At 38.8% G+C, this 21,314-nt stretch carries 17 protein-coding genes and 1 rRNA gene; 15 read left to right on the plus strand and 3 right to left on the minus strand.

Annotated elements, in window-relative coordinates:
• The 11 genes from G585_RS0105170 to G585_RS0105220 all read left to right on the plus strand — a co-directional run.
• Nucleotides 1–253, plus strand: a 23S ribosomal RNA gene (locus G585_RS0105170); the annotation flags it as partial.
• 266 nt (nt 254–519) lie between these two features.
• Nucleotides 520–1,425 (plus strand): chemotaxis protein, encoded by a 906-nt coding sequence (locus G585_RS0105175; RefSeq protein ID WP_022773466.1) that lies wholly within the window; start codon nt 520–522, stop codon nt 1,423–1,425.
• 108 nt (nt 1,426–1,533) lie between these two features.
• A complete protein-coding gene (locus G585_RS0105180; protein ID WP_022773467.1) occupies nt 1,534–2,352 on the plus strand; it encodes a hypothetical protein in 819 nt (272 codons plus the stop codon).
• The gene (locus tag G585_RS0105185) at nt 2,349–4,850 is read left to right on the plus strand and encodes a hypothetical protein (protein ID WP_022773469.1); all 2,502 of its coding nucleotides are present in this window, start codon (nt 2,349–2,351) and stop codon (nt 4,848–4,850) included. Before G585_RS0105180 ends, G585_RS0105185 begins: the two co-directional genes overlap by 4 nt.
• Before the next feature lie 44 nt (nt 4,851–4,894).
• On the plus strand, nt 4,895–5,512 hold the full coding sequence (hisH, locus tag G585_RS0105190; protein ID WP_022773470.1) for an imidazole glycerol phosphate synthase subunit HisH: 618 nt from the start codon (nt 4,895–4,897) through the stop codon (nt 5,510–5,512).
• Nucleotides 5,513–5,524: 12 nt separating this feature from the next.
• Nucleotides 5,525–6,286, plus strand: coding sequence for an imidazole glycerol phosphate synthase subunit HisF (gene hisF / locus G585_RS0105195; RefSeq protein WP_022773472.1), 762 nt, complete (start codon nt 5,525–5,527; stop codon nt 6,284–6,286).
• 17 nt (nt 6,287–6,303) lie between these two features.
• Nucleotides 6,304–6,981 (plus strand): uracil-DNA glycosylase, encoded by a 678-nt coding sequence (locus G585_RS0105200; RefSeq protein ID WP_022773473.1) that lies wholly within the window; start codon nt 6,304–6,306, stop codon nt 6,979–6,981.
• A gap of 77 nt (nt 6,982–7,058) precedes the next feature.
• Nucleotides 7,059–8,348: a diaminopimelate decarboxylase gene (locus G585_RS0105205; RefSeq protein ID WP_026663795.1), complete on the plus strand. Its 1,290-nt coding sequence runs from the start codon at nt 7,059–7,061 to the stop codon at nt 8,346–8,348.
• Nucleotides 8,349–10,067, plus strand: coding sequence for a DUF6020 family protein (locus G585_RS0105210; protein ID WP_022773476.1), 1,719 nt, complete (start codon nt 8,349–8,351; stop codon nt 10,065–10,067). It begins immediately after the preceding gene.
• A gap of 81 nt (nt 10,068–10,148) precedes the next feature.
• A complete protein-coding gene (locus G585_RS0105215) occupies nt 10,149–11,042 on the plus strand; it encodes a tyrosine-type recombinase/integrase (RefSeq protein WP_022773477.1) in 894 nt (297 codons plus the stop codon).
• Between the two features lie 19 nt (nt 11,043–11,061).
• Entirely contained in the window at nt 11,062–12,372 is a 1,311-nt protein-coding gene (locus tag G585_RS0105220) for an aminotransferase (protein WP_026663796.1), read from the plus strand.
• A gap of 81 nt (nt 12,373–12,453) precedes the next feature.
• Here G585_RS0105220 and G585_RS0105225 read toward each other — a convergent pair whose 3' ends face one another.
• Nucleotides 12,454–13,482: a 3-deoxy-7-phosphoheptulonate synthase gene (locus G585_RS0105225; protein ID WP_022773479.1), complete on the minus strand. Its 1,029-nt coding sequence runs from the start codon at nt 13,480–13,482 to the stop codon at nt 12,454–12,456.
• 55 nt (nt 13,483–13,537) lie between these two features.
• A complete protein-coding gene (locus G585_RS0105230) occupies nt 13,538–15,421 on the minus strand; it encodes a TaqI-like C-terminal specificity domain-containing protein (RefSeq protein ID WP_196802888.1) in 1,884 nt (627 codons plus the stop codon).
• 130 nt (nt 15,422–15,551) lie between these two features.
• Here G585_RS0105230 and G585_RS0105235 point away from each other — a divergent pair, with 130 nt between their 5' ends.
• A complete protein-coding gene (locus G585_RS0105235) occupies nt 15,552–16,658 on the plus strand; it encodes a cation diffusion facilitator family transporter (protein ID WP_022773481.1) in 1,107 nt (368 codons plus the stop codon).
• Between the two features lie 39 nt (nt 16,659–16,697).
• Here G585_RS0105235 and G585_RS17200 read toward each other — a convergent pair whose 3' ends face one another.
• Nucleotides 16,698–17,993, minus strand: coding sequence for a putative bifunctional diguanylate cyclase/phosphodiesterase (locus G585_RS17200; protein ID WP_022773483.1), 1,296 nt, complete (start codon nt 17,991–17,993; stop codon nt 16,698–16,700).
• 247 nt (nt 17,994–18,240) lie between these two features.
• On the opposite strand from G585_RS17200, the gene G585_RS17205 reads away from it, so the two are divergent.
• From G585_RS17205 to G585_RS0105260, 3 genes are all read left to right on the plus strand, one after another.
• The gene (locus G585_RS17205; protein WP_022773484.1) at nt 18,241–18,873 is read left to right on the plus strand and encodes a C39 family peptidase; all 633 of its coding nucleotides are present in this window, start codon (nt 18,241–18,243) and stop codon (nt 18,871–18,873) included.
• A 13-nt stretch (nt 18,874–18,886) separates the two neighbouring features.
• Complete coding sequence (locus tag G585_RS0105250) at nt 18,887–20,689, plus strand: C1 family peptidase (RefSeq protein WP_081644764.1); 1,803 nt, start codon at nt 18,887–18,889, stop codon at nt 20,687–20,689.
• Nucleotides 20,690–20,994: 305 nt separating this feature from the next.
• Complete coding sequence (locus tag G585_RS0105260; RefSeq protein ID WP_022773488.1) at nt 20,995–21,306, plus strand: hypothetical protein; 312 nt, start codon at nt 20,995–20,997, stop codon at nt 21,304–21,306.
• Nucleotides 21,307–21,314 lie beyond the last annotated feature (8 nt).

The following is a 21,314-nucleotide window of genomic DNA, read 5'->3' on the forward strand; positions in this document are numbered from 1 at the left end:
TGTCCTTAGTACGAGAGGACCGGGATGGACGGACCGCTGGTGTATCAGCTGCATCGCCAGATGCATAAGGCTGGGTAGCCACGTCCGGAAGGGATAAACGCTGAAGGCATCTAAGCGTGAAGCCCCCCTCAAGATGAGATATCCCTGCTTCGGCAGTAAGACCCCTTGTAGAGTACGAGGTTAGATAGGCACAAGGTGTAAGCATGGTAACGTGTTCAGCTGATGTGTACTAATAGGTCGAGGGCTTATCCATAAAGGTAAGTATAGAGAATTGGATTTAGATAAATCAGTGTTCGGTTTTGAAGGTACAAATTTTAAAGAAAAACTAAAATTATTAAATACTTATAAATGAATTCTAAAAAGACGGTCAAATAGCCGTCTTTTTTTGTTTTTTTATATTTACTTTCAAAAAACTATGCTATACTAAATGAGGATATTCAATTAATTAACAAACGGTTTAATGTTATTTTTCTTTTTTAAACTTCACTTTTTTACTATTTTATTACGAGAGGTGAGAGAATGGAATCAAAGATCCTGCTTGAAAGTGGTAACAATGAACTAGAAGTTCTTGAGTTTAAGATTGATGATCATTGCTATGGCATCAACGTTGCAAAGATCAAAGAAATCATTGTGTATCAGGAAGTAACTCCTGTACCAAATGCTCATCCTAGTATCGAAGGTATTTTTATGCCTCGTGATACAATGATCACAGCCATTGACCTGAGGAACTGCTTACAACGCGGTGCTTCCAAAGCAGGTGGATTGTTCATCATCACAAACTTTAATAAATTGGATATTGCTTTCCATGTAGATTCTGTTATTGGTATTCACAGAGTATCATGGGCTGATATCATCAAACCAAATGCTACAATTTCAAAGGCAGAAGAGAGTATTTCAACCGGTATTATCAAGTTTGATAATCAGTTGATCATCATTCTGGACTTTGAGAAGATTGTATCTGATATTAACCCTAATACAGGTCTTAATATGGATGCTCTTTCAGAGATCGGACCTCGTCCTAGAAATGAAGTTCCGATTGTTCTTGCTGAAGATTCACAGCTTCTTAACAAGCTTATTGTAGATTCACTTAATAAAGCGGGCTATAATAATGTGAGACATTTTGAAAATGGTAAGCTTGCATATGACTACATCAAAGCTTGTAAGGATAGAAATGAGCTTAATAATATCAAGTGTATTATCACTGATATTGAAATGCCGATCATGGATGGACATAGATTGACTAAGCTTGTAAAGAGTGATGATGCTACTAAGGATATACCACTTATTATTTTCTCATCACTTGTTAATGAAGAAATGAGGAGAAAAGGTGAATCTCTTGGAGCTGATAGGCAGCTGTCAAAACCTGAGATTGGTAATCTTGTAAGTGTGATAGATGAACTAGTTAACGCTTCCAGTGCAGGCTAATATTAACTGACTATAACTCCCTTTGCCTCTCAGTTATGAAACACGTTTTCAATGACTGTTCTGCAAAGGGAGTATTTTAATATTACAAACAATAGGCGGTATTACATCATGGAACATAATTTAGCTGGTTTAGTAGAAAACTTTGATAATGTTGTTATAGGAATTGGCAACGAATGGAATTGGGTAGGTAGTGGACTTTCTAAAGACGAAAGGTATAGCAGATTATTAGAGTATTGTAAGAAGGAAGATAATAACTGGCTCTTGCCTATTGTAGAATACGAATATGCTTATTATCAGACAGACACAAAGATTGAAAAGGCATATAAAGCACTGAAGAACATTATTGGTGATAAGAAATACTTTTTAGTTGCTGATATTTTTTTACAGGATGCGCTCATGTATGGATTTGATCATCAGAAGAGTGTTTATCCTTGTGGAACATATATGTACCTTCAGACATCCGATATAGATGATCCATTGTTCTTATCAGATAAATCACCTGAATTTAATGAGATTGTAGAAAAAATCCATAAGATCATTATTGAAAATGATGGAGATTTTGATGAGGGTACGAATTTTGTAAAGCCATTTGCTGATGGAAAAGTATTGTATCTAAATCAGAAGAGAAAAGAGTATAGGACCATTAAGTATAATGAGAGTGCTTATCAGGAAAGATGGGCCGATTATATGAAGTTTTTGACTAATACTCTTAATTCCAAGCTTCTTATTTTAGAACTGGGAGTTGGTCTTGATTATCCAACAGTAATCAGATGGCCATTTGAAAAGGTTGCCTTTATAAACAAACAGGCTCATCTCATCAGGGTTCACGAGAAATTATATCAACATACCCCAGAAATACAGGATAAAACAGAATCAGTTCAGATGAATTCTGTTAACTATATTTTGCAGGAGAATAACGGGCGATGAATGCCAACAACGAAGAGTATCTCGATAGCTTGCTGAATTCAGCCAAGTCAAGTGATAACCCTCAATCTGCTCTTAGCAGAATGGCAACAAAGGGAGGCAAAAATTCCTCTACATCACAAAGAAACAGTGGTGCAGGGGATATTGGTGCGCTTGTAGATAACTCTAACGGTGAAAATGAGGCATTAAATGATATTGGTAGTTTGTTAGACAGACTTGATAGAGATGAAATAATTGATGATAGATTATCATCTATGTTAGACGATATACAGACACCTACAGATTCAGGAATCCCTACTTTTACGGTCGGTGCTACTCCAACAGTTGATGATGTCAGAGATCCTGAAGAAATTGCTTTGGATGAGGCAATTGCTGATGCTGAAAGAATGGATCAGGAGGCCCAGAGTGGTAAATTTTCTGATAGTTCGGATGATGAACAGGGACAACCTCAGGAAAATAGTGAGGAGTTGCCTGTAGCTAATGCGAAGCCACCGATCATAGATGAGTCTGCGGAGGATGATTCTCTTTTGGAAATGGCTCCGGAGGTAATGCTTCCGGAGGATGCTGATATTTCGTTGGAAAATGATGCAGCAACTGATGCATCCGAAACTCCTGAAGAAATCTTAACAGATCTTTTAGATGAAGCTCCTAGCAGTAGTTTGACAGAACCTGATCAGGATTTAGAGGGGAGTCTTGTAGATGCACTTGATAATATGCAGGACTCTGAAGGGAAAACTAGTGATGATGTGAACATTGATGAACTTTCGCTAGACGACCTGGAAGCTGCCATGGATGAAGCTTTAAGTGAGGAGCCATCAGATGGCAAGTCTGTTAGTGATGATATTAGTGCGACTTTAAATAATATTGATGGTGCTTCTGAAGGTGAAACAGAGGCTCCTATAGAAGATTCTCAACCAGCAGATGTTGCTGATCTTCAAGCTGACGTAGCAGAAGAACCAGCGCAGGAGATAGATGAATCAGCTGCTTTACCTCAAGAGGATAGTGCAGTATCTGAGGACGTACCTTCAGATGAAACAAAGGGCGAATCAGATGATGTAGATCTTGCTGAGATGGAAGCTATGCTTGATATGTCAGGACTTATGGACGAGGAGCCTTTAGAGGAAAATAAAGAAGAGAATCCTGAAGGGGCTCCAGATGAAGCCCAGGAAGAAATTGCTGGTGAGGTAGCGCAGGAGGCAGCTGAGGAAGCTCCTAATGAGGAACCATCGCTGGAAGAGGCAATAGCCGAGGACCCGGCAACCGAAGAAAGCGCAGCATCTGATGAAGGGGGATCCGGAGAAGAAAGTGATGAAGAACTTAATCTGGATGACCTTGAAGCAAGCCTTGATGATCTTCTAAGTTCTGAAGAAGGGTCAGGCTCTGCTGATGGTGAGGTTGCAGAAGTTGAGAGTGCTGCAGGTGTTACTGATGGAGAAACGGCATCAGAAGAAGGCGATGTAGCTGTTCCTGATCTTGACGCTCTTATGAACAGCCTTGCCAATGATGAAGTTGAAGATATTGAGAACACGTCCCATCTTGATGAAGAGGCAGGAAGGCCTGAAGATTCTGAGATACCTAAGGAAGATATCTTAGATGCTTTGACTGAAGAAGGATTTAACGATGGTGGAGAGCCATCACTGGATGAACTTGCATCAATACCTGAAAGAGGTGGTGACGGCGAGGATTCTGATGACGATTCCGACAAAAAAGGTAAGAAGAAAAAGAAAGAAGGTTTTTTTGCCAGATTATTAAAGGCCCTGACCAAAGAAGATGATGAAGGGGCTGAAGGACTTGCTAATCTGACTGATGAAAATCAGCAGGTTCTCAATGAACTTGGAGAAGAAGGCAAGGGCAAGAAAGAAAAGAAGAAAAAGGAAAAGAAGCCTAAGAAAGAAAAGCCTAAAAAGGAAAAACCGCCAAAGAAGGAAAAACCACCAAAGCCAAAGAAGGAGAAAAAACCAAAGCCGCCTAAAGATCCCGGTGTTCCCGAAAAGGCCATTGCGCCAAAGAAAGTTGCAATTTGTGCAATTTTTGCAGCGTCTCTTGGAATTCTTTTTGTGATCCCGTCAATGGTTATTCCTGAAAGTGTCACATCTACAAGGGCAAGCAATGCATATAAGCAAAGGGAATATACTACAGCTTATAAGCTGCTTTATGGAAAAGAAAGAACTGAAGAGCAGGATAGTATCTACGAGCAGTCAAGAGTTTTGGCATGGGCAGAGAGATATCTGAACGGATATGAGAACTACATTGCCATGAACATGGAAGAGGAAGCTTTGGATATGCTTTTGATGGCTATGAGAAACCATGACGATCTGCTTGAAGAAGCTGCCAAATATGGCGTTGAGGTTCAGGTACAGAGCGTGTATGACAGTATCGAATCGTTATTGTCAGCTAACTATGGCCTTGGCGCAGATGATATTGCAGAAATTAATTCCATAAAGAAGGAAAGGGATTACACTATCCGAATAATGGAGATTGTCGGAACTTTAGAATCATGATACACTTGAAAGCATCGGATATCTCGGAAGGAGTATGATGCTTGATGGTAGCTATTATTGATTATGATGCTGGTAACATTAAAAGTGTAGAAAAAGCATTTGATTATCTTGGTGCGAAGACATTAGTTACCAGAGATCCAAAAGAGATCTACAGGGCAGATCATGTGGTTTTACCCGGCGTAGGTGCTTTTGGTGATGCAATGAACAAAATAAATGAGTATGGTCTTAAAGAGACAATTTCAGAAGTTGTTTCTAAAGAGATACCATTCTTAGGAATATGCCTGGGTCTGCAACTTCTTTTTGAATCCAGTATGGAATCAGAAAATGTTAGCGGCCTGGGCATTTTGCGTGGAAAAATAAACAGAATTCCCTGTATAGATTTAGAGGGCAATATGTATAAAATTCCACAGATTGGCTGGAATAGCCTTTCTTTTCCAAGAGAGGGAAGACTTTTTAAGAGCATTGATGATAACCCTTATGTATATTTTGTGCATTCATATTATTTAAGGGCTGAGAACAGGGACGAAGTAACTGCAACAACAGATTACAGCGTGTCTATAGATGCATCTGTTGAGAGCGGGAATGTTTTTGCCTGCCAGTTCCACCCTGAAAAGAGCGCTGATGTAGGAATGCAGATCTTGAAGAATTTCCTTGAAGTTTAAGAGAGGTGACTTATGCTTACAAAAAGAATTATTCCATGTCTTGATGTAAATAATGGACGTGTTGTTAAGGGAATCAATTTCGTTAACCTTAAGGATGCAGGTGATCCTGTATCTGTAGGTGAAGCATATTCCAAGGCAGGCGCAGATGAGCTTGTTTTTTTGGATATTACAGCTTCTAATGAGAGAAGAGCAACTGTTGCTGATATGGTAAGGGAAGTAGCCAAAAAAGTCTTCATTCCCTTCACAGTAGGCGGAGGAATCAGGACAGTAGATGATGTAAAAGCTATTCTTAGAGAGGGCGCAGACAAAGTTTCCATGAATTCTGCAGCAATTGACAAGCCTGAGCTTATTGCAGAATCTGCAGATAAATTTGGCAGTCAATGTGTTGTAGTTGCCATAGACGCCAAGAAAAGAGTAGATGGCAGCGGATGGAACATATATAAGCATGGCGGAAGGATTGATACAGGTCTTGATGCAGTAGAATGGGCTAAAAAGGCTGTTTCACTTGGCGCAGGAGAAATTCTTTTGACAAGTATGGACTGTGATGGAACAAAGGCTGGATACGATATAGAACTTACAAGACAGATTTCCCAGACTGTTAATGTGCCTGTCATTGCGTCAGGCGGAGCAGGAACTTTAGAGCATTTTTACGATGCACTCACTGAAGGCGGGGCTGATGCGGCTTTGGCGGCATCTCTTTTCCATTACAAAGAGCTTGAGATAAGACAGGTAAAAGAGTACCTGCAAGGTAGAGGAATTCCTGTAAGATTATAATATTGGAGATTGTTTTTATGTCAATGATAACAAACGACTGGCTCCCGGCCTTATCAGGGGAGTTTTCAAAGGACTATTATAAAGAGCTGTTTTCTTTTGTAAAAAAAGAGTATGAGACACATGTGGTATATCCACCTGCGGATGATATTTTTAACGCACTTCACCTTACTCCATTAAAGGATGTGAAGGTGCTTATACTTGGTCAGGACCCATATCACGAACCCGGACAGGCCCATGGCTTGTCATTTTCAGTTCTACCCGGAAAGGCAGACACACCACCTTCTCTTGTAAATATCTACAAAGAGCTGAATGATGATCTTGGCTGCAAGATTCCCAACAACGGATATTTGAAAAAATGGGCTGATCAGGGAGTGCTTCTTTTAAATACAGTTCTCACAGTCAGGGCCCACCAGGCTAACTCACATCAGGGAAAAGGATGGGAGAAATTTACAGATGCCATAATCAAGGCTGTCAATGAGAAAGACGACCCGGTAGTATTCATGCTTTGGGGGAGACCTGCACAGACTAAAAAGGCAATGCTTAATAACCCAAAACATCTGATACTTGAGGCACCTCATCCAAGTCCACTTTCAGCCTACAGAGGATTCTTCGGATGTAAGCATTTTAGCAAGTGTAACGAATTTCTGGTTCAGAACGGACTTGAGCCTATTGATTGGCAAATAGAAGATATTTGAGCTAAATAATAATTCTTGCGTTTTTATACATTACCATGTTAAAGTGATGGAGAATTATTTTATAGCGGAGGATTACTATTATGAAAAAACCATTCGTAACTAAGGCCCAGGTAGAAGATATTGTAAAGAAATATCCTACCCCTTTTCATATCTATGATGAAAAAGGAATTATTGAAAATGCAAAAGCGGTATATGATGCTTTTTCCTGGAATAAAGGTTTTAAAGAATACTTTGCTGTAAAAGCTACACCTAATCCGGTGCTTATGCAGATTCTTAAAGCGCAGGGCTGTGGCTTTGATTGTTCATCTCTTACTGAGCTTATGCTCAGCGAAGCTGTAGATGCCAAGGGAAGCGACATTATGTTTTCTTCTAATGATACTCCTGCTGAAGAGTTTGTTTATGCTGATAAGCTTGGTGCAATTATAAACCTTGATGATTTTACACATATTGATTTTTTGGAAAAGACTCTCGGTAAGATTCCGGAGACAATTTCCTGCAGATATAATCCAGGTGGAGTTTTCCAGATGAGTAACGGAATCATGGATAACCCGGGTGATTCCAAATATGGTATGACAAAAGACCAGATCATCGAAGCTTACAAGCTTTTAAAAGCTAAGGGAGCAAAGAGATTTGGTATTCATGCCTTCCTTGCAAGTAACACAGTTACAAATGAGTATTATCCGCTTCTTGCAGGCCAGCTCTTTGAACTTGCTGTTGAGATCAAGGAAAAGACAGGAGTTGCTCTTTCATTCATTAACCTTTCCGGTGGTGTAGGAATCCCTTACAAACCTGACCAGGAAGGTAATGATATATACGCTATTGGTAAGGGCGTAAAAGAGCAGTTTGAAAAGATACTTGTTCCTGCCGGAATGGGAGATACTTCCATTTTCACAGAGATGGGACGTTTCATGATGGCGCCTTACGGAGCTCTTGTTACCAAGGCAATTCATGAAAAGCATATCTATAAAGAGTACATTGGTGTTGACGCCTGTGCTGTTAACCTTATGAGACCTGCTATGTATGGCGCATACCATCATATTACAGTTTTGGGAAAAGAAAATGCACCTTTAGATCACGTATATGATGTAACAGGATCTCTTTGTGAGAATAACGATAAGTTTGCTATTGAAAGAGCTCTTCCTGAGATTGAAAAAGGTGATTATCTCTTTATTCATGATACAGGTGCTCACGGCTATTCAATGGGTTATAATTATAATGGTAAGCTCAAGAGCGCAGAACTTCTTTTGAAAGAGGACGGAAGCGTACAGCTTATAAGAAGAGCTGAGACTCCAAGAGACTATTTTTCAACTCTTGACTGTCTTGGAGTTATGGAAAAGCTATATAAGATCATGGATGGGGGAAAATAATTGCTTTTAGCATTTTTTGCATGTTGGTCACTTCAGTTGATATTAGGAATTACCGTTAGAAATCCTCTAACGGTAGTTCTTTTTGTGTGTCTTTTATTTGCTGACAATAAGGCTAAAGAGTATAGGATAAAAAAGATACCCGGATTATGTATATCAGTGGGACTATCCGCTGCTATTTCATATCTTCTTAGAGCAAAGGTCACAGAAGGGTTTGACAGTTCGCTTTTTAAGCTTTTATCGCTTCTTATTTTATCAGGTGGCCTTATCTGCCTGTGCTATATCATTTATGAAGGCTTATATGCACTTATAAAAAGAGACAAAAAGGCAGAAATTCCGGCAAAGAATCAAAATGTTTCAAGATTTCTTGATAAATACTATGATTTGATGAATACCCCCAAAAAGGTCTTCATTCTTTGCTTTTGTTTATGTCTCCTTTGCTGGCTTCCATATTTTCTTTACGAGTTCCCGGGGATAATGACTGCTGACTCACTGGTTCAGTATGAGCAGATCATGGGATTAAGGCCATATTCCAATCATCACCCCATGGTACACACGCTTTTGATAAAGCTTTTCTATAGCATTGGATTCTTTTTTACTAAAGATGCAGTAAGTGCTATCAGTTTCTATACTGTCTTCCAGATGCTTTTGTTTGCGGCAGCCTTATCAAGGCTTGTTATGGAAATAAGAGTTATCTGCGGAAAGAGAAACCTACTGATGGAACTTATAAGTATTATCTTTTTTGGGCTGGTTCCGTTTAATGCTGTCTTTGCAGTGACAATTTGGAAGGACATTCCATTTGCTGCGATTACAGTTCTTTTCGTATGCCATATTATAAAAATGAAAAATGAAAGAGCATCTTATCCAGGCTTTATCGTGCTTGGCATTTTGTTTTCATTATTTAGATCCAACGCCTGGTATGCGTTCATAGTATGGTCTTTTGTTTTTGTATATTCATTCAGAAAAGAAATAAAAAAAGCGCTTCCATCAGTTATTGTTGTTCTTTTATCTGTAGCTATCATAAAAGGACCGGTGTTTGACAGCTTTGGGGTAGAAAAGCCTGATTTTGTCGAATCATTATCTGTTCCAATCTCACAGATCGCAAGAGTTTTAGTTAATGACAGAGAGCTTAAATCTTCAGAAAAAGAGCTGATCGATGCGGTAATTGATACAACTTATATTCATGAATTATATGCTCCGGATTATGCAGATAATATAAAAGAACTTGTGAGAGCCGGAAATGTGTCATACCTTGAAAGTCACAAAGCAGAATACTTTAAGCTTTGGGCAGGACTTTTACCAAGATATTTCGGAGACTACGTTTTGGCATGGTTTGATCTTCTAGGAGGATATATCTATCCTGATTTTGCATATGCAGTAGGAGATATTGACGGCATAATGGGCAATGATTATGGCCTTATCTGGATGCCTAAGATAGGCGGTAAGCTTGTTGTTAAGACAAAAGAAATTCTTATTAAGCTTGGAGGCTTTGTTCCAATATATGGAATGCTTTGGAGTATTGGAACGTACTCATGGCTTTTGGTAGCAGCTCTTTTCATAGGTATAAAAAGAAAAATAAAGACACCTGAGATGTGGCTTTTATTTTTGATGCTTGGAACGCTTTTAATAGCAGCACCTAATCTTGAATTTAGATATGCATATTCTTTGGCTTTGGTCTGGCCACTTTTTATCAGTAGGGTAAATTCTTCAAAACAGGCTTGATTCATCGTATTTTGTGTAGTATCATAACTTAAGTGCATATTTGTATACAATTATCCAATTAAACACATTGAGATCAAAAATATGAATCAACAGATTAATGAGTTTGTAGAACATCTTCATAATGTTAAGAAAACCAGCGAGAATACCTGCCTTTCATATAAGCGTGATCTTGAACGCATGGCGGCATTCATGCATGAGCGTGGGATAGATGAAGTCAGCGGTGTTACAGAGGATAAAATAACTGACTATGCCAATAGTTTGAGGAATGAGAATTTTGCCCCTGCGTCTATAACAAGGCATTATACATCTATGAAAGCGTTCTTCAGATACATGGTGGAAAATGGGAATATCACAGATAGCCCTGCAGAAATCCTGAAAAGTCCCCATGTAAAAAAGAATCCGCCCAGAGTATTATCTGCGGTTGAGATTGAAGGCCTTTTATCTCAAAAATTTCCAAGTGATGCCAAGGGCAAAAGAGACAAGGCTATTTTAGAGCTGTTGTACGCTACGGGATTAAAAGCGTCAGAGCTGGTTAATCTAAAGCTTTCCAATGTGGATCTGGGGCTTGGCTGTATTCGCCTTCCAAGGAGCAGCGGTGATACAAGAGAGAGACTTATTCCCTATGGAAAAAAAGCAAAAACAGCAATGCATGATTACCTGCTTAATGCAAGAAGAGAAATGATCGGAAGCTGCGATGACGAAGAGTTTGTTTTTGTAAATTGTAACGGTACCTCACTTAGCAGGCAGGGATTATGGAAACTTATAAAGACTTATGTCAGAAAAGCAGGCGTTGATTCTGATATTACCATCTTTACTTTAAGGCATTCTTTTGCCGCACATTTAGTTGAGAATGGAGCTGATATTAGTTCTGTTCAGGAACTAATGGGATACGCAGACAGCAATACTATTTCACAATATATTTCCAAAGATGAACAAGTTAGTGACCCATATGGATGGGCTAGAATAAGAAATTGATTTTTTTAAGGAGATTAAAATGGCGAAGAGCGAAATCCAAACAAAGAAATATTCTGAAATGACTAAGCAGGAGCTTATGCAGGAAAAAGAAGCGCTGAAGGCTCAGTATAAAAAGTATCAGGGTATGGGACTTAATCTTAATATGGCGAGAGGAAAGCCATGCAGAGAACAGCTTGATCTTTCTATGGGAATGATGGATACGCTTAATTCTGATGCAGATCTTTCATGTGAGGATGGAACAGACTGCCGTAACTATGGTGTACTGGATGGTATCCATGAGGCAAAGGTCCTTATCGGAGCCATGATGGAGAACAAGCCTGAGAACATCATTATCTATGGTAATTCTTCTCTTAACGTTATGTATGACACAGTATCTAGAGCATATACTCATGGTATTATGGGCAACACTCCTTGGTGCAAGCTTGATAAAGTTAAATTCCTTTGCCCCGTTCCGGGATATGACAGACATTTTGCAATAACAGAGTATTTTGGAATTGAGATGATCCCTGTACAGATGACTCCTACAGGTCCTGATATGGATGAAGTAGAAAGACTTGTAAAGGATGATGAGTCAATCAAGGGAATCTGGTGTGTTCCTAAGTATTCTAACCCTCAGGGATATTCATATTCAGATGAGACAGTAAGACGTTTTGCCCGTCTTCGTCCTGCAGCCAGAGATTTCCGTATCTTCTGGGATAATGCTTATGGTGTTCATCATCTCTATGATGGAAGCCAGGATTACCTTATTGAGATCCTTGAAGAGTGTAAAAAGGCAGGAAGTCCTGACCTTGTATATAAATTCTCGTCAACTTCCAAGATTACTTTCCCTGGAAGCGGAATAGCAGCTATAGCAACATCTTTGAATAATCTTGAAGAGATCAAGGCTCAGCTTAACTATCAGACAATCGGTCATGATAAGGTTAACCAGCTTCGTCATGTACGTTTCTTTGGTGATCTGGCTGGAATCAAGGCACATATGAAGAAACATGCCGCTATAATCAGACCTAAGTTTGAGGCTGTTCTGGAAACACTTGAAAGAGATCTTGAGCCGGTAGGAATTGGCTCATGGACAAATCCTAAGGGTGGCTACTTCATCAGCTTTGATGCCCCTGATGGATGCGCTAAGGCTATAGTAGATAAAGCAAAAAAAGCTGGAGTAACAATGACTAAAGCAGGAGCTACCTATCCATATGGAAAGGATCCTCACGATAGCAATATCCGTATTGCTCCTACATTCCCATCACTTACTGATCTTAAGCTTGCAATGGACATCTTTACTGTATGCGTAAGACTTGTTGCAATTGATAAGCTTCTTGAGGAATGCGAGTAAGCTGAATAAATAAGCCTCTTCTATATATTCAAAATAGAAGAGGCTTTAATTTTTTATGTTTTATTCGGAAAAAGGAGTAGCTTATGCAAGTTCTGCAATCTCGAGGAGGAGGCGCTCTGTATCATTCCAGCCAAGACATGGATCTGTGATGGACTTTCCATAGATGCCGTCTCCAATCTTCTGATTGCCTTCTTCTATGTAACTCTCAATCATTACACCCTTAACAAGTCCCTTGATATCAGAGTTAAGGTTCCTTGAATGAAGGACTTCTTTTACAATTCTGATCTGTTCCTTGTACTGCTTGTTAGAGTTGTTATGGTTAGCGTCAATTATCGCAGCCGGATTTACAATTTCGCGCTGCCCATAGAGCTTTAATAAAAGGCTTAGATCTTCATAATGGTAGTTTGGAAGTGACTGACCATGCTTGTTGCTTGAACCACGAAGTACGCAGTGAGCAAGAGGATTACCATTAGTAGTAACTTCATAGCCTCTGTAAACAAATGAATGTGACTGCTGTGCAGCATACACTGAGTTGAGCATAACGCTGAATGTGCCACTTGTAGGATTCTTCATACCGGCAGGAACGTCAAATCCGCTGGCTGTCATGCGGTGTTCCTGGTCCTCAACAGAACGGGCGCCTATAGCCACGTAGGAGAGGATATCAGCAACATATCCCCAATTTTCAGGGTAGAGCATCTCATCGGCAGCAGTAAGACCGGATTCTTCAATTGCCTTGATCTGCATATGTCTCATGGCGATAAGTCCTGCATGGAAATCTGTTTTTCCTTCAGGGTCAGGCTGAGATGTTATTCCTTTGTAGCCTTCACCGGTTGTACGAGGCTTATTTGTATAGATTCTTGGGATAAGAATGAGCTTATCCTTAACCTTCTCGTTAACTTTTCCAAGTCTTGAAACGTAATCGCAAACTGCGTCTTCATTATCTGCTGAACAGGGGCCAACAATTACGAGAAATTTATTGCTTTTCCCTGTGAATACATCAGCAATTTCCTGATCTCTTTCTTTTTTTATCTTTGCAAGTTCTTTTGTAAGTGGAAATTCTTCCCTGATCTCATCGGGAGTGGGAAGCTTTTGTATATATTCAAAAGACATTTATTATTCCTCCAATGTAGCTTTATTTTAATCACGTAAGTCATACTATATCACTTTAAACTGTAAAAGTAAACTTGTTTTTATCTAAAGAATATAAGTTGTCAATTAAGGCATTAAGCCTACTTGTTTTTTCTGATGATGTTTTCTTCTCATCAGCAATGTCAAGTGCGAGAGTGCTTATAGTATTCATAGTATCATTATCGCACTTTGCAATAGGCAGCGACTCAATTGCTGAGCGGAGTACCTTCATATTCTTAAAGGTATGCCGGTAATAGAATGACATGAGGTCTGAATTGAGAACAGCCATAATGTAAAGGGCAGAGTACCCTGGAACTCTTGGAATCAGTATATTGGCACTGTTAAGTGAAATGGTACCCTTGCTATCATAGGCAAATACGGGCTCATTTGCAATAAATTTGTAAAAAAGTTTTTCTTTTGACCGGTACATGTGCTCAGGAGCAACCTGCTGGAAATTCTGAGGGACGAATTTAGCAAAGCTTTTTGGCTCATCGTAGAAAAACTTATGGATGTCGGATCCTTTTATAATTCCTTCCCATCCATCAAAAGGTGTTTTTGATAAAACTGATCTATTGGAGCCTGTAACAATTCCCAGGGCGAAATCGGCCTGTCCCTCTAAAGTGAAATGAGGAACAGAAAGGATTTTTTCAATGAGCTTGTACTGCTCATTATCAGCAAGTATATGGAAGCTCTTTTCATTTATCCTGTGTGAGTTTACGACGTATTCCCTTTCACAGGTAATTAGCTCTTTTTTTTCTTTTTTATAGTGGCGGACGGTTATCTGGTCTTTCCTTTTGTTATCAAGTCTTAAAATGATGCAGGGGCACTGGACTTTATCGAAAATATCGCCCAAATAACTTATCTCTGAAACAAAAGAGTTTTTTTCTATAAATCTCCTTATGGATTCATGGTAATCAGCGCCTAAAATGGTCTCGGGAAGAAGAAAGAGCATATTTCCGCTGGAAGTAAGGCTCTTTACAGCTCTTTCTACGAAAAGATCAAAGGATTCAGGTTTCCCTTTACCTAAAATGCTTTCAAAGTTCTTTTTTAGTTCAGATACCTGTTCTTTTGAAAAAGAGCTTCCCCAGGGCGGATTTCCAATTATGATGTCTGCTTTTGGGATATCTTCATTACTTCCCAAAAAGTCTATGCAGCGGATATTGCGCTCGATGATATCAAGTTGTTTTTTGGTGCTGATCCTATATTTTATAGCCAGATTGATCCTTGCAATCTTAATGGCAATTTCATCGATATCGTATCCATGAACCATTTCAAGTGGGTATGAATCAGGGAGACGCAAAAGGAAGTTGCCGGTTCCGCATGCAGGATCGCAAATGTTTTGGGAAGTATCAGGTAAGCTATTTATTATAAGATCCACAGCATAAAAAGGAGTGTAGTAGGAACCTGTAGCTTTTTTATCCTGCAGGCGCCTGAGGGATATATAAATAAGGCCTAAGGTATCTTCAAAAGGCACGTAGATAAGCTTATATGAAGAAAAAAGTTCTTTTATATTTACGCCCAGGGAATTATCAGGTAAAAGGCTTTTCCTTATTTCTTTTGGAATACCCTGAGATGTCATTAGCATATCAGCGCAGAAACTGATGACCTCAGTGATTTCCAAGGCCTCTTCCTGAAATGTTCCAATCATGGAAAGGATAGTTTTATAGTTTGGAGATTTTTTGGAAATATATGACCTGGGAATATAGTTTAAACCAAGCCTCGATTTATTTCTTCTGGACGTGAGCATTTTGGATGAATTAAGTGATTCTGACAGTTTTTGTACTTCACTATTTAAAATGACAGTTTTTTTGCCTTTTTTTGTGGCAACAACCTTCCCAAGCTTTATCCAGTTGCGGACAGTAGCTTCGGAGATACCAAGGTATTCACTTAATTCTGTGATAGTCATATGTTCTTTGCTCATGAGGATATTATCAAAGAAATGAAAGTGATTTGCAAGATGTATTAGAGAGGAACCTGTTTGAATAGAGATATTTCTTGGCTTATAATATGGATAGTGTGAAAAATAAAAAGTGTTGTCTGAAGGAGGCTCTATGAACAGAACTAAAAAAATAGTACAGACAAGTATAATTGGAATAATTGCGAATGTGTTTTTGGCAGCATTTAAGGCATTTATAGGAATTATTTCCAATTCGGTTGCCATAACAATGGATGCAGTAAATAACTTAAGTGATGCTATGTCCTCCTTTATAACGATAGTAGGTGCAAGGCTTTCGGCAAAAGAACCGGATAAAGAGCATCCATACGGCTATGGCAGGATAGAGTACCTTACAACTATGGTTATTGGCGTTATCATTTTATATGCAGGAATCACTTCCCTTATTGAGTCAGTTCAAAAGATCATAAATCCTGCAACGCCTGATTACAGTGCTGCGGCTCTTATTATTGTGACAGCGGCTATTATTGTAAAGATCCTTTTAGGTTTATATACAAAGAGGTCAGGGGAAAAGCTTTCATCAGATTCTCTTGTTGCATCCGGCAAGGATGCACTAAATGATTCTATTATTTCTGCGTCAACACTTCTGGCTGCGATCATCTTTATCACTACGGGGCTTAGTATAGAAGCGTTTGTAGGAATAATCATTGCCGTAATGATCATAAAGACAGGTTTTGAGACATTAAAAGAGACAATCGGTGAGATACTTGGAGCAAGAATCTCTACAGAGATATCAAGATCAGTTAAAAACTCCATCAATTCATTCCCTGAAGTTAATGGAGTATACGATCTTCTTATCCATGATTATGGCAATCAGAAGCTTGTTGGATCAGCCCATATTGAGATCCCTGATGATATAACGGTTCCACAGATTGATAAGCTTGAAAGACAGATTGCTACTAAGGTTTTAAAAGATACAGGAATAGTTATTTCAGGAATCTCCATTTATTCTATGAATACAAGTAACCAAAAGGCGATTGAATTACGAGCTAAAGTCAATGAGATAATAAAGGACTATCCAAATGCTCTTCAGATGCATGGACTGTATATTGACGAGGAGGAAAAGAAAATCACTTTTGACCTTGTTATTTCTTTTAAAGAAAAGGATAAGAAGGGCGTTATAGATAAGGTGAAGGAGAGAGTTGAAAAGATTTATGAAGGCTATGATGTTCAGATAGCACTTGATTATGATTATTCAGATTGATAAAAAAAGCCGTCAAAGAAAACTTTGACGGCTTTTATTTTATAATACTTTTTGCTGAAGAAGAGATTCAAAAGCGCCTGAATCCAAAGGCTTTGAGAAATAATAGCCCTGTATCTCATCACAGCCTGCATTTTTAAGAAGCAGATATTGTTTGGCGCTTTCTACGCCTTCTGCTATTACTGTGAGGTTTAGGAGCTTGGCAATCTTTAAAATACAGTCGAGAAGGTTCATTTCTTTATTGTTTTCAGCAATGTCCTTTATAAAACCTATGTCGAGCTTTAATGCATCAAGTGGGAGAGTAGTGAGCATGTTAAAGGACGAATATCCTTTTCCAAAATCATCCATCTCAACCATGAATCCGGCTTTTTGAAGCTCTTTTACAACGGCAACGATCTGATCAACATTGTCTGTGTAGGCTGTTTCTGTGATCTCAAGATGAAGGTCCTTGGTCTCAATTCCATTTTCTTCTACAATCTGCTTAAGGTATGACAAAAAATCCAGGTCAAATATATCAACTCTTGATACATTCACAGATACAGGAATAGTATAGCCAAATTCATCTCTCCAGATACGGATCTGCTTAGCAGCTTCTTTCCAGACATATCGGTCTAGCTGTCTTATAAGCCCGTTTTCCTCAAAAAGAGGAATGAAAAAGTCGGGCCTTACATCTCCAAAATCAGGATGCTGCCATCTGATAAGAACTTCTGCACTTGAAAGCTTTGGCTTTTCTCCGTGAATGTCGTATTTGGGCTGGAATACAAGCTTAAACTGGTTTTCATTTAGAGCATCGCCTATGCTGTCAATGAGCATAGCTTCGTAGAGCTCTCTTTTATGCATCTTTTCATCGTATATTTCATAAGTAGAACTGCGGCCATTCTTGCTGACTGAATTGCAGGCCTGAATGGCTCTGTCAAAGCGCTGCTGCAGTGAAGCTGCCATAGATGTATCAGGATAGATACCAATCCTGATCCTTGTGTCAGGAGTGTTCATAATAGAAGCAAGCTCGGATGACACCTGGGAAATAAGGAAATCATAGTTATCCTGATGATTGATATACATATAAAAAATGTCTGCGTCATATCTGCAGGCAATGCCGTTATGTTCTTTCGCGGTCTTGTTTACGCAATCCCCTATTGCGCATAAAACTTTGTCCCCGTATCCTCGACCATATAATTCATTGATCAAGTGAAATTTATTATAATTGAGTACAATAGCATCAACTCCCTGTTGAGGATGCGATTTGTCGTACTCAGTAGCTCTTGAAAAAAATTGCTCTTTTGAATAGAGCCCTGTCAAAGGATCTAGGGCGGTGGGTCTTTTTACTCTTCCTATCATAAAAACACGTGTCCACTCCTTTGCATGTGCTTTTTTCTAAATTATACATACAAAAAAAACAAAAATCATAAAGTTCGCAAAAAAATCACAATTTGATGGTATGATTTAGGATTTTGACTAAATTTTCAGCCCAAAGATTGTGATATTTTCTAGGAACAATCAATAAATAGCACAGTATTATCTGATAATTAGAGCACTTGGTTTTGGTATAAAAATGGGCTATATTGTAATTATCGAGGGTGAGTGTATGAAGAAGATACCATATGGTGGAATTACTAATATTTCTAAATATCTTTTTGAAAAATACGGAGAAAAAGGCGTTTTTGTTAAGCGCGGCAGAGCTATTGTGATGAATAGCAGGTCAATGGCACAGATAAGTGGCAGAGTTACCAGAAACTGTTCCGTGGTTGCTGTTACCAGAGTCCTTGACTATTATGGGAAAAAGGGCCTTGTTCCGGGGATTTCCGATGATATTTCAAAGACTTATAAAATGGTTGAGGAAATTGCCGAAAGTTATGGTTATACTGATAAGAGAGGGACTATTCCGTTTTTTATTTCAGGAATAGCCAAGGAAGCTTTTGCAACCTATGGTGTTAAGGCAAAATGCAAGGGCGTATATGTTTTTAGCTTTGAAAAGCAGGTAAAAGAGGAAATATCAAATGGCCGACCTGTTATCATGAATATAGCCAGAGGTTTTTACAAGGATCATACTATAGTTGTTGCAGGATACAGTATTTGGCGTGTTAAGGGGAAGGAATACCCTATGCTTAGGGTTATAGACGGCTGGAAAAGCGGATATCACTATATAGATTATGAGGCCTTTTCCAGAGATTTTTCACAGTCTGTATTTGGCTCATTTAATACGATAAAGGTTATATGATAGGGGATAAAAAGTGAAAAAGAAAGTATTGATCATATCGGCAATCGTATTAGTTTTAGTGGTTGCCCTGATGCTTTTATATCACAATATTCATAAAGAGTCCAATTCGTCCAGGAGGGACGAATATGTGCCGAATATTGATGAAAATCTGAGCGGCGTCGATGGAAGTAAAACAGTTTATGATGAGGGCTCTTCAAGAGAAAAATCTGATTCTGCAGATCATGAGGCCGTTGTAGGAGAAAGTATAAACAGTCCTACTTCAATGGATGTACAAAAAGTGCAGGAAATTGTGATCCCTGAGGCAGTGACAATTGCTGATGGTGATTCGGGTAAATTTTACAGCAATGAAGACTTTACTGATGTGATCCCAACAGATATTTCAACGTTTTCAGGCAATGATCTACCGGCAAAGTATGATTCGAGAAATGCAGATGGAAAGCGTTTTGTTACAGCACCGGAAGATCAGGGGTATTCATATCTTTGTTGGGCCTATGCGGCACTTGGAGCAATTGAGAGCGATATATTAAAGCATAATGAAGATTTAAACTATACCGACATCGATCTGTCTGAAAAGCACCTGGCTTACTACAATGTTCATAAAGCAGAAGGAAAAAGCCAGGGATATATAGAAGGTGACTACAGAGAACTTGTAAATGCTGACGATGAAGAGGGAGCATGGATATTTGATTATGATTCCGGTTATGTTGCTGTCGGCGGCGTTACAGACTATTGCATAAGCCTACTTGCGGCATGGAAAGGTCCTGTTCCTGAGAAAGGAAATGATAAATTTAACAGTATGTATGGACAGGATTTTCTTTTTAAGGAAAATGGAGAAAAGCCATCAGCTACCTATGAGAGAAGCTATCATGTTCAGGATGTGAGCCAGATATGCGCATCTGTTCAAAACAGAGAATATGTAAAGCAGATGATTTATGAGCATGGGGCTGTAACAGCCGGAGTCAATGCGGATACTGTTTTTTGGAAGAATCATAACAAAGATCTTTATTCATACTTTGATGGGAAAAAGGCTCCAACAGCTAATCATGAGATCCTTATTGTCGGGTGGGATGATGATTATCCTGCATCTGAGTTTGGAGGGAAACCTTTAGGTGACGGAGCCTGGATATGTAAAAACAGTTGGGGCAATAATAGTGGCGAAGGAGGATTTTTCTACCTTTCATACTATGATGAGACTACCTGCTCAAGTAGTGTAGCTGCTTACAGCGTCTCTTTACCTGGATCTGAAGACTGGTATGACAATAATTACCAGGCAGCAGGCTTTATAACTAATCTGGTAGATACGCTTGACGATGATAATAACTATGTATATGCACTTACAGGGGCCAATAATCCATATGGAATGATGTATAAGGCTATGGGTGATGAAAAGCTTGAAGCCATTGGACTTATGGCGATTGACAGTTATCAGCAGTATGAGGTCGAGATCTATTTAAATCCTGAATTTGATGATACAGGATTGGATATTTCTAATTTAAAAGAACCTTCATGCACTCAGAAAATTTCTGCAATCAGTGGTGGGTATCATACTTTTGAACTTGATAACAGCATTAATCTGGAAGCCGGAGATAATTTCTTTGTGTTAATCAGGCCTTATTCAAACGGCAGGCTTGTCTTTGAAAAAGCAGCTGATTATGTTAGTGAAGCCAATTATGATGAATGGAATAATCTCACAGGAAACATTCATAACCACTATGAAGCAAGCGGAGCATCATATTACATTTCTGATGATGGGAAAATGATGAAAAAACAAGGCGATAAGGATTTCTTTGTGAAAGCCTATACCAAAAACAGATAATATGTCATAACAACAAAAGAGAGACGATGGGGAGTCGTCTCTTTTTGCTTCACAAGATTTTTTTGGGAGGAGGGCTGTTAATTGGGGAGATTAACAGCCCAGGTATGAAAAAAGTTTTGTTGGGGGAGTGAGAATTTTTATTCTCAATAGATATATCGGTGGGTTAATAAAATACTTAACAGTTTTTTGATATAAAATATTTACGAATTAAAACACACAAATTTGTGCAAAAGTGTTAGAACAGACGTTTGAAATAAAAGCAGAAATGTGTTATATTGTGTTTAGTAAAAAGTGAGGTACAAGATATGGCAAAGAATGAAAAAGAACTTGAAGAGATAAGTACAACAGACAAGCTTAAGGCTTTTAAAACCCTTAAAGATTCGGGATTGCGTGTAGAATTTAATGGCAGTGGCGTTCCAACTGTTATTTGCGCCGGTGCTGATGAAATAGATAAAACATTAAAAAATGTCAAAAAGCTGCTCAAGGAGATCAGATATACAGGAAGTTTTGGTGTCAGAGCTCCCAGAAAAACAGATATGATAGGAACTGAGGAAACTTCAGAAGTTTCAGAAGAGCTTACGGAAAAGAACGAAGAAATAGAGACTCTTACAGCATAAAAACAAAA

Origin of the sequence: Butyrivibrio sp. AE2015, from assembly GCF_000420825.1 — a bacterium.
Taxonomy (GTDB): domain Bacteria; phylum Bacillota; class Clostridia; order Lachnospirales; family Lachnospiraceae; genus Butyrivibrio.

Excerpts from the sequence above, each read along its gene's own strand:
- G585_RS0105220 (WP_026663796.1), top strand. The coding sequence starts at position 11,062 with ATGGCGAAGAGCGAAATCCAAACAAAGAAATATTCTGAAATGACTAAG.
- G585_RS0105235 (WP_022773481.1), top strand. The coding sequence starts at position 15,552 with ATGAACAGAACTAAAAAAATAGTACAGACAAGTATAATTGGAATAATT.
- G585_RS0105175 (WP_022773466.1), top strand. The coding sequence starts at position 520 with ATGGAATCAAAGATCCTGCTTGAAAGTGGTAACAATGAACTAGAAGTT.
- hisF (WP_022773472.1), top strand. The coding sequence starts at position 5,525 with ATGCTTACAAAAAGAATTATTCCATGTCTTGATGTAAATAATGGACGT.
- G585_RS0105200 (WP_022773473.1), top strand. The coding sequence starts at position 6,304 with ATGTCAATGATAACAAACGACTGGCTCCCGGCCTTATCAGGGGAGTTT.
- G585_RS17200 (WP_022773483.1), bottom strand. The coding sequence starts at position 17,993 with ATGATAGGAAGAGTAAAAAGACCCACCGCCCTAGATCCTTTGACAGGG.
- G585_RS0105180 (WP_022773467.1), top strand. The coding sequence starts at position 1,534 with ATGGAACATAATTTAGCTGGTTTAGTAGAAAACTTTGATAATGTTGTT.
- G585_RS0105225 (WP_022773479.1), bottom strand. The coding sequence starts at position 13,482 with ATGTCTTTTGAATATATACAAAAGCTTCCCACTCCCGATGAGATCAGG.
- G585_RS0105215 (WP_022773477.1), top strand. The coding sequence starts at position 10,149 with ATGAATCAACAGATTAATGAGTTTGTAGAACATCTTCATAATGTTAAG.
- G585_RS0105185 (WP_022773469.1), top strand. The coding sequence starts at position 2,349 with ATGAATGCCAACAACGAAGAGTATCTCGATAGCTTGCTGAATTCAGCC.
- hisH (WP_022773470.1), top strand. The coding sequence starts at position 4,895 with ATGGTAGCTATTATTGATTATGATGCTGGTAACATTAAAAGTGTAGAA.
- G585_RS17205 (WP_022773484.1), top strand. The coding sequence starts at position 18,241 with ATGAAGAAGATACCATATGGTGGAATTACTAATATTTCTAAATATCTT.
- G585_RS0105230 (WP_196802888.1), bottom strand. The coding sequence starts at position 15,421 with ATGAGCAAAGAACATATGACTATCACAGAATTAAGTGAATACCTTGGT.
- G585_RS0105260 (WP_022773488.1), top strand. The coding sequence starts at position 20,995 with ATGGCAAAGAATGAAAAAGAACTTGAAGAGATAAGTACAACAGACAAG.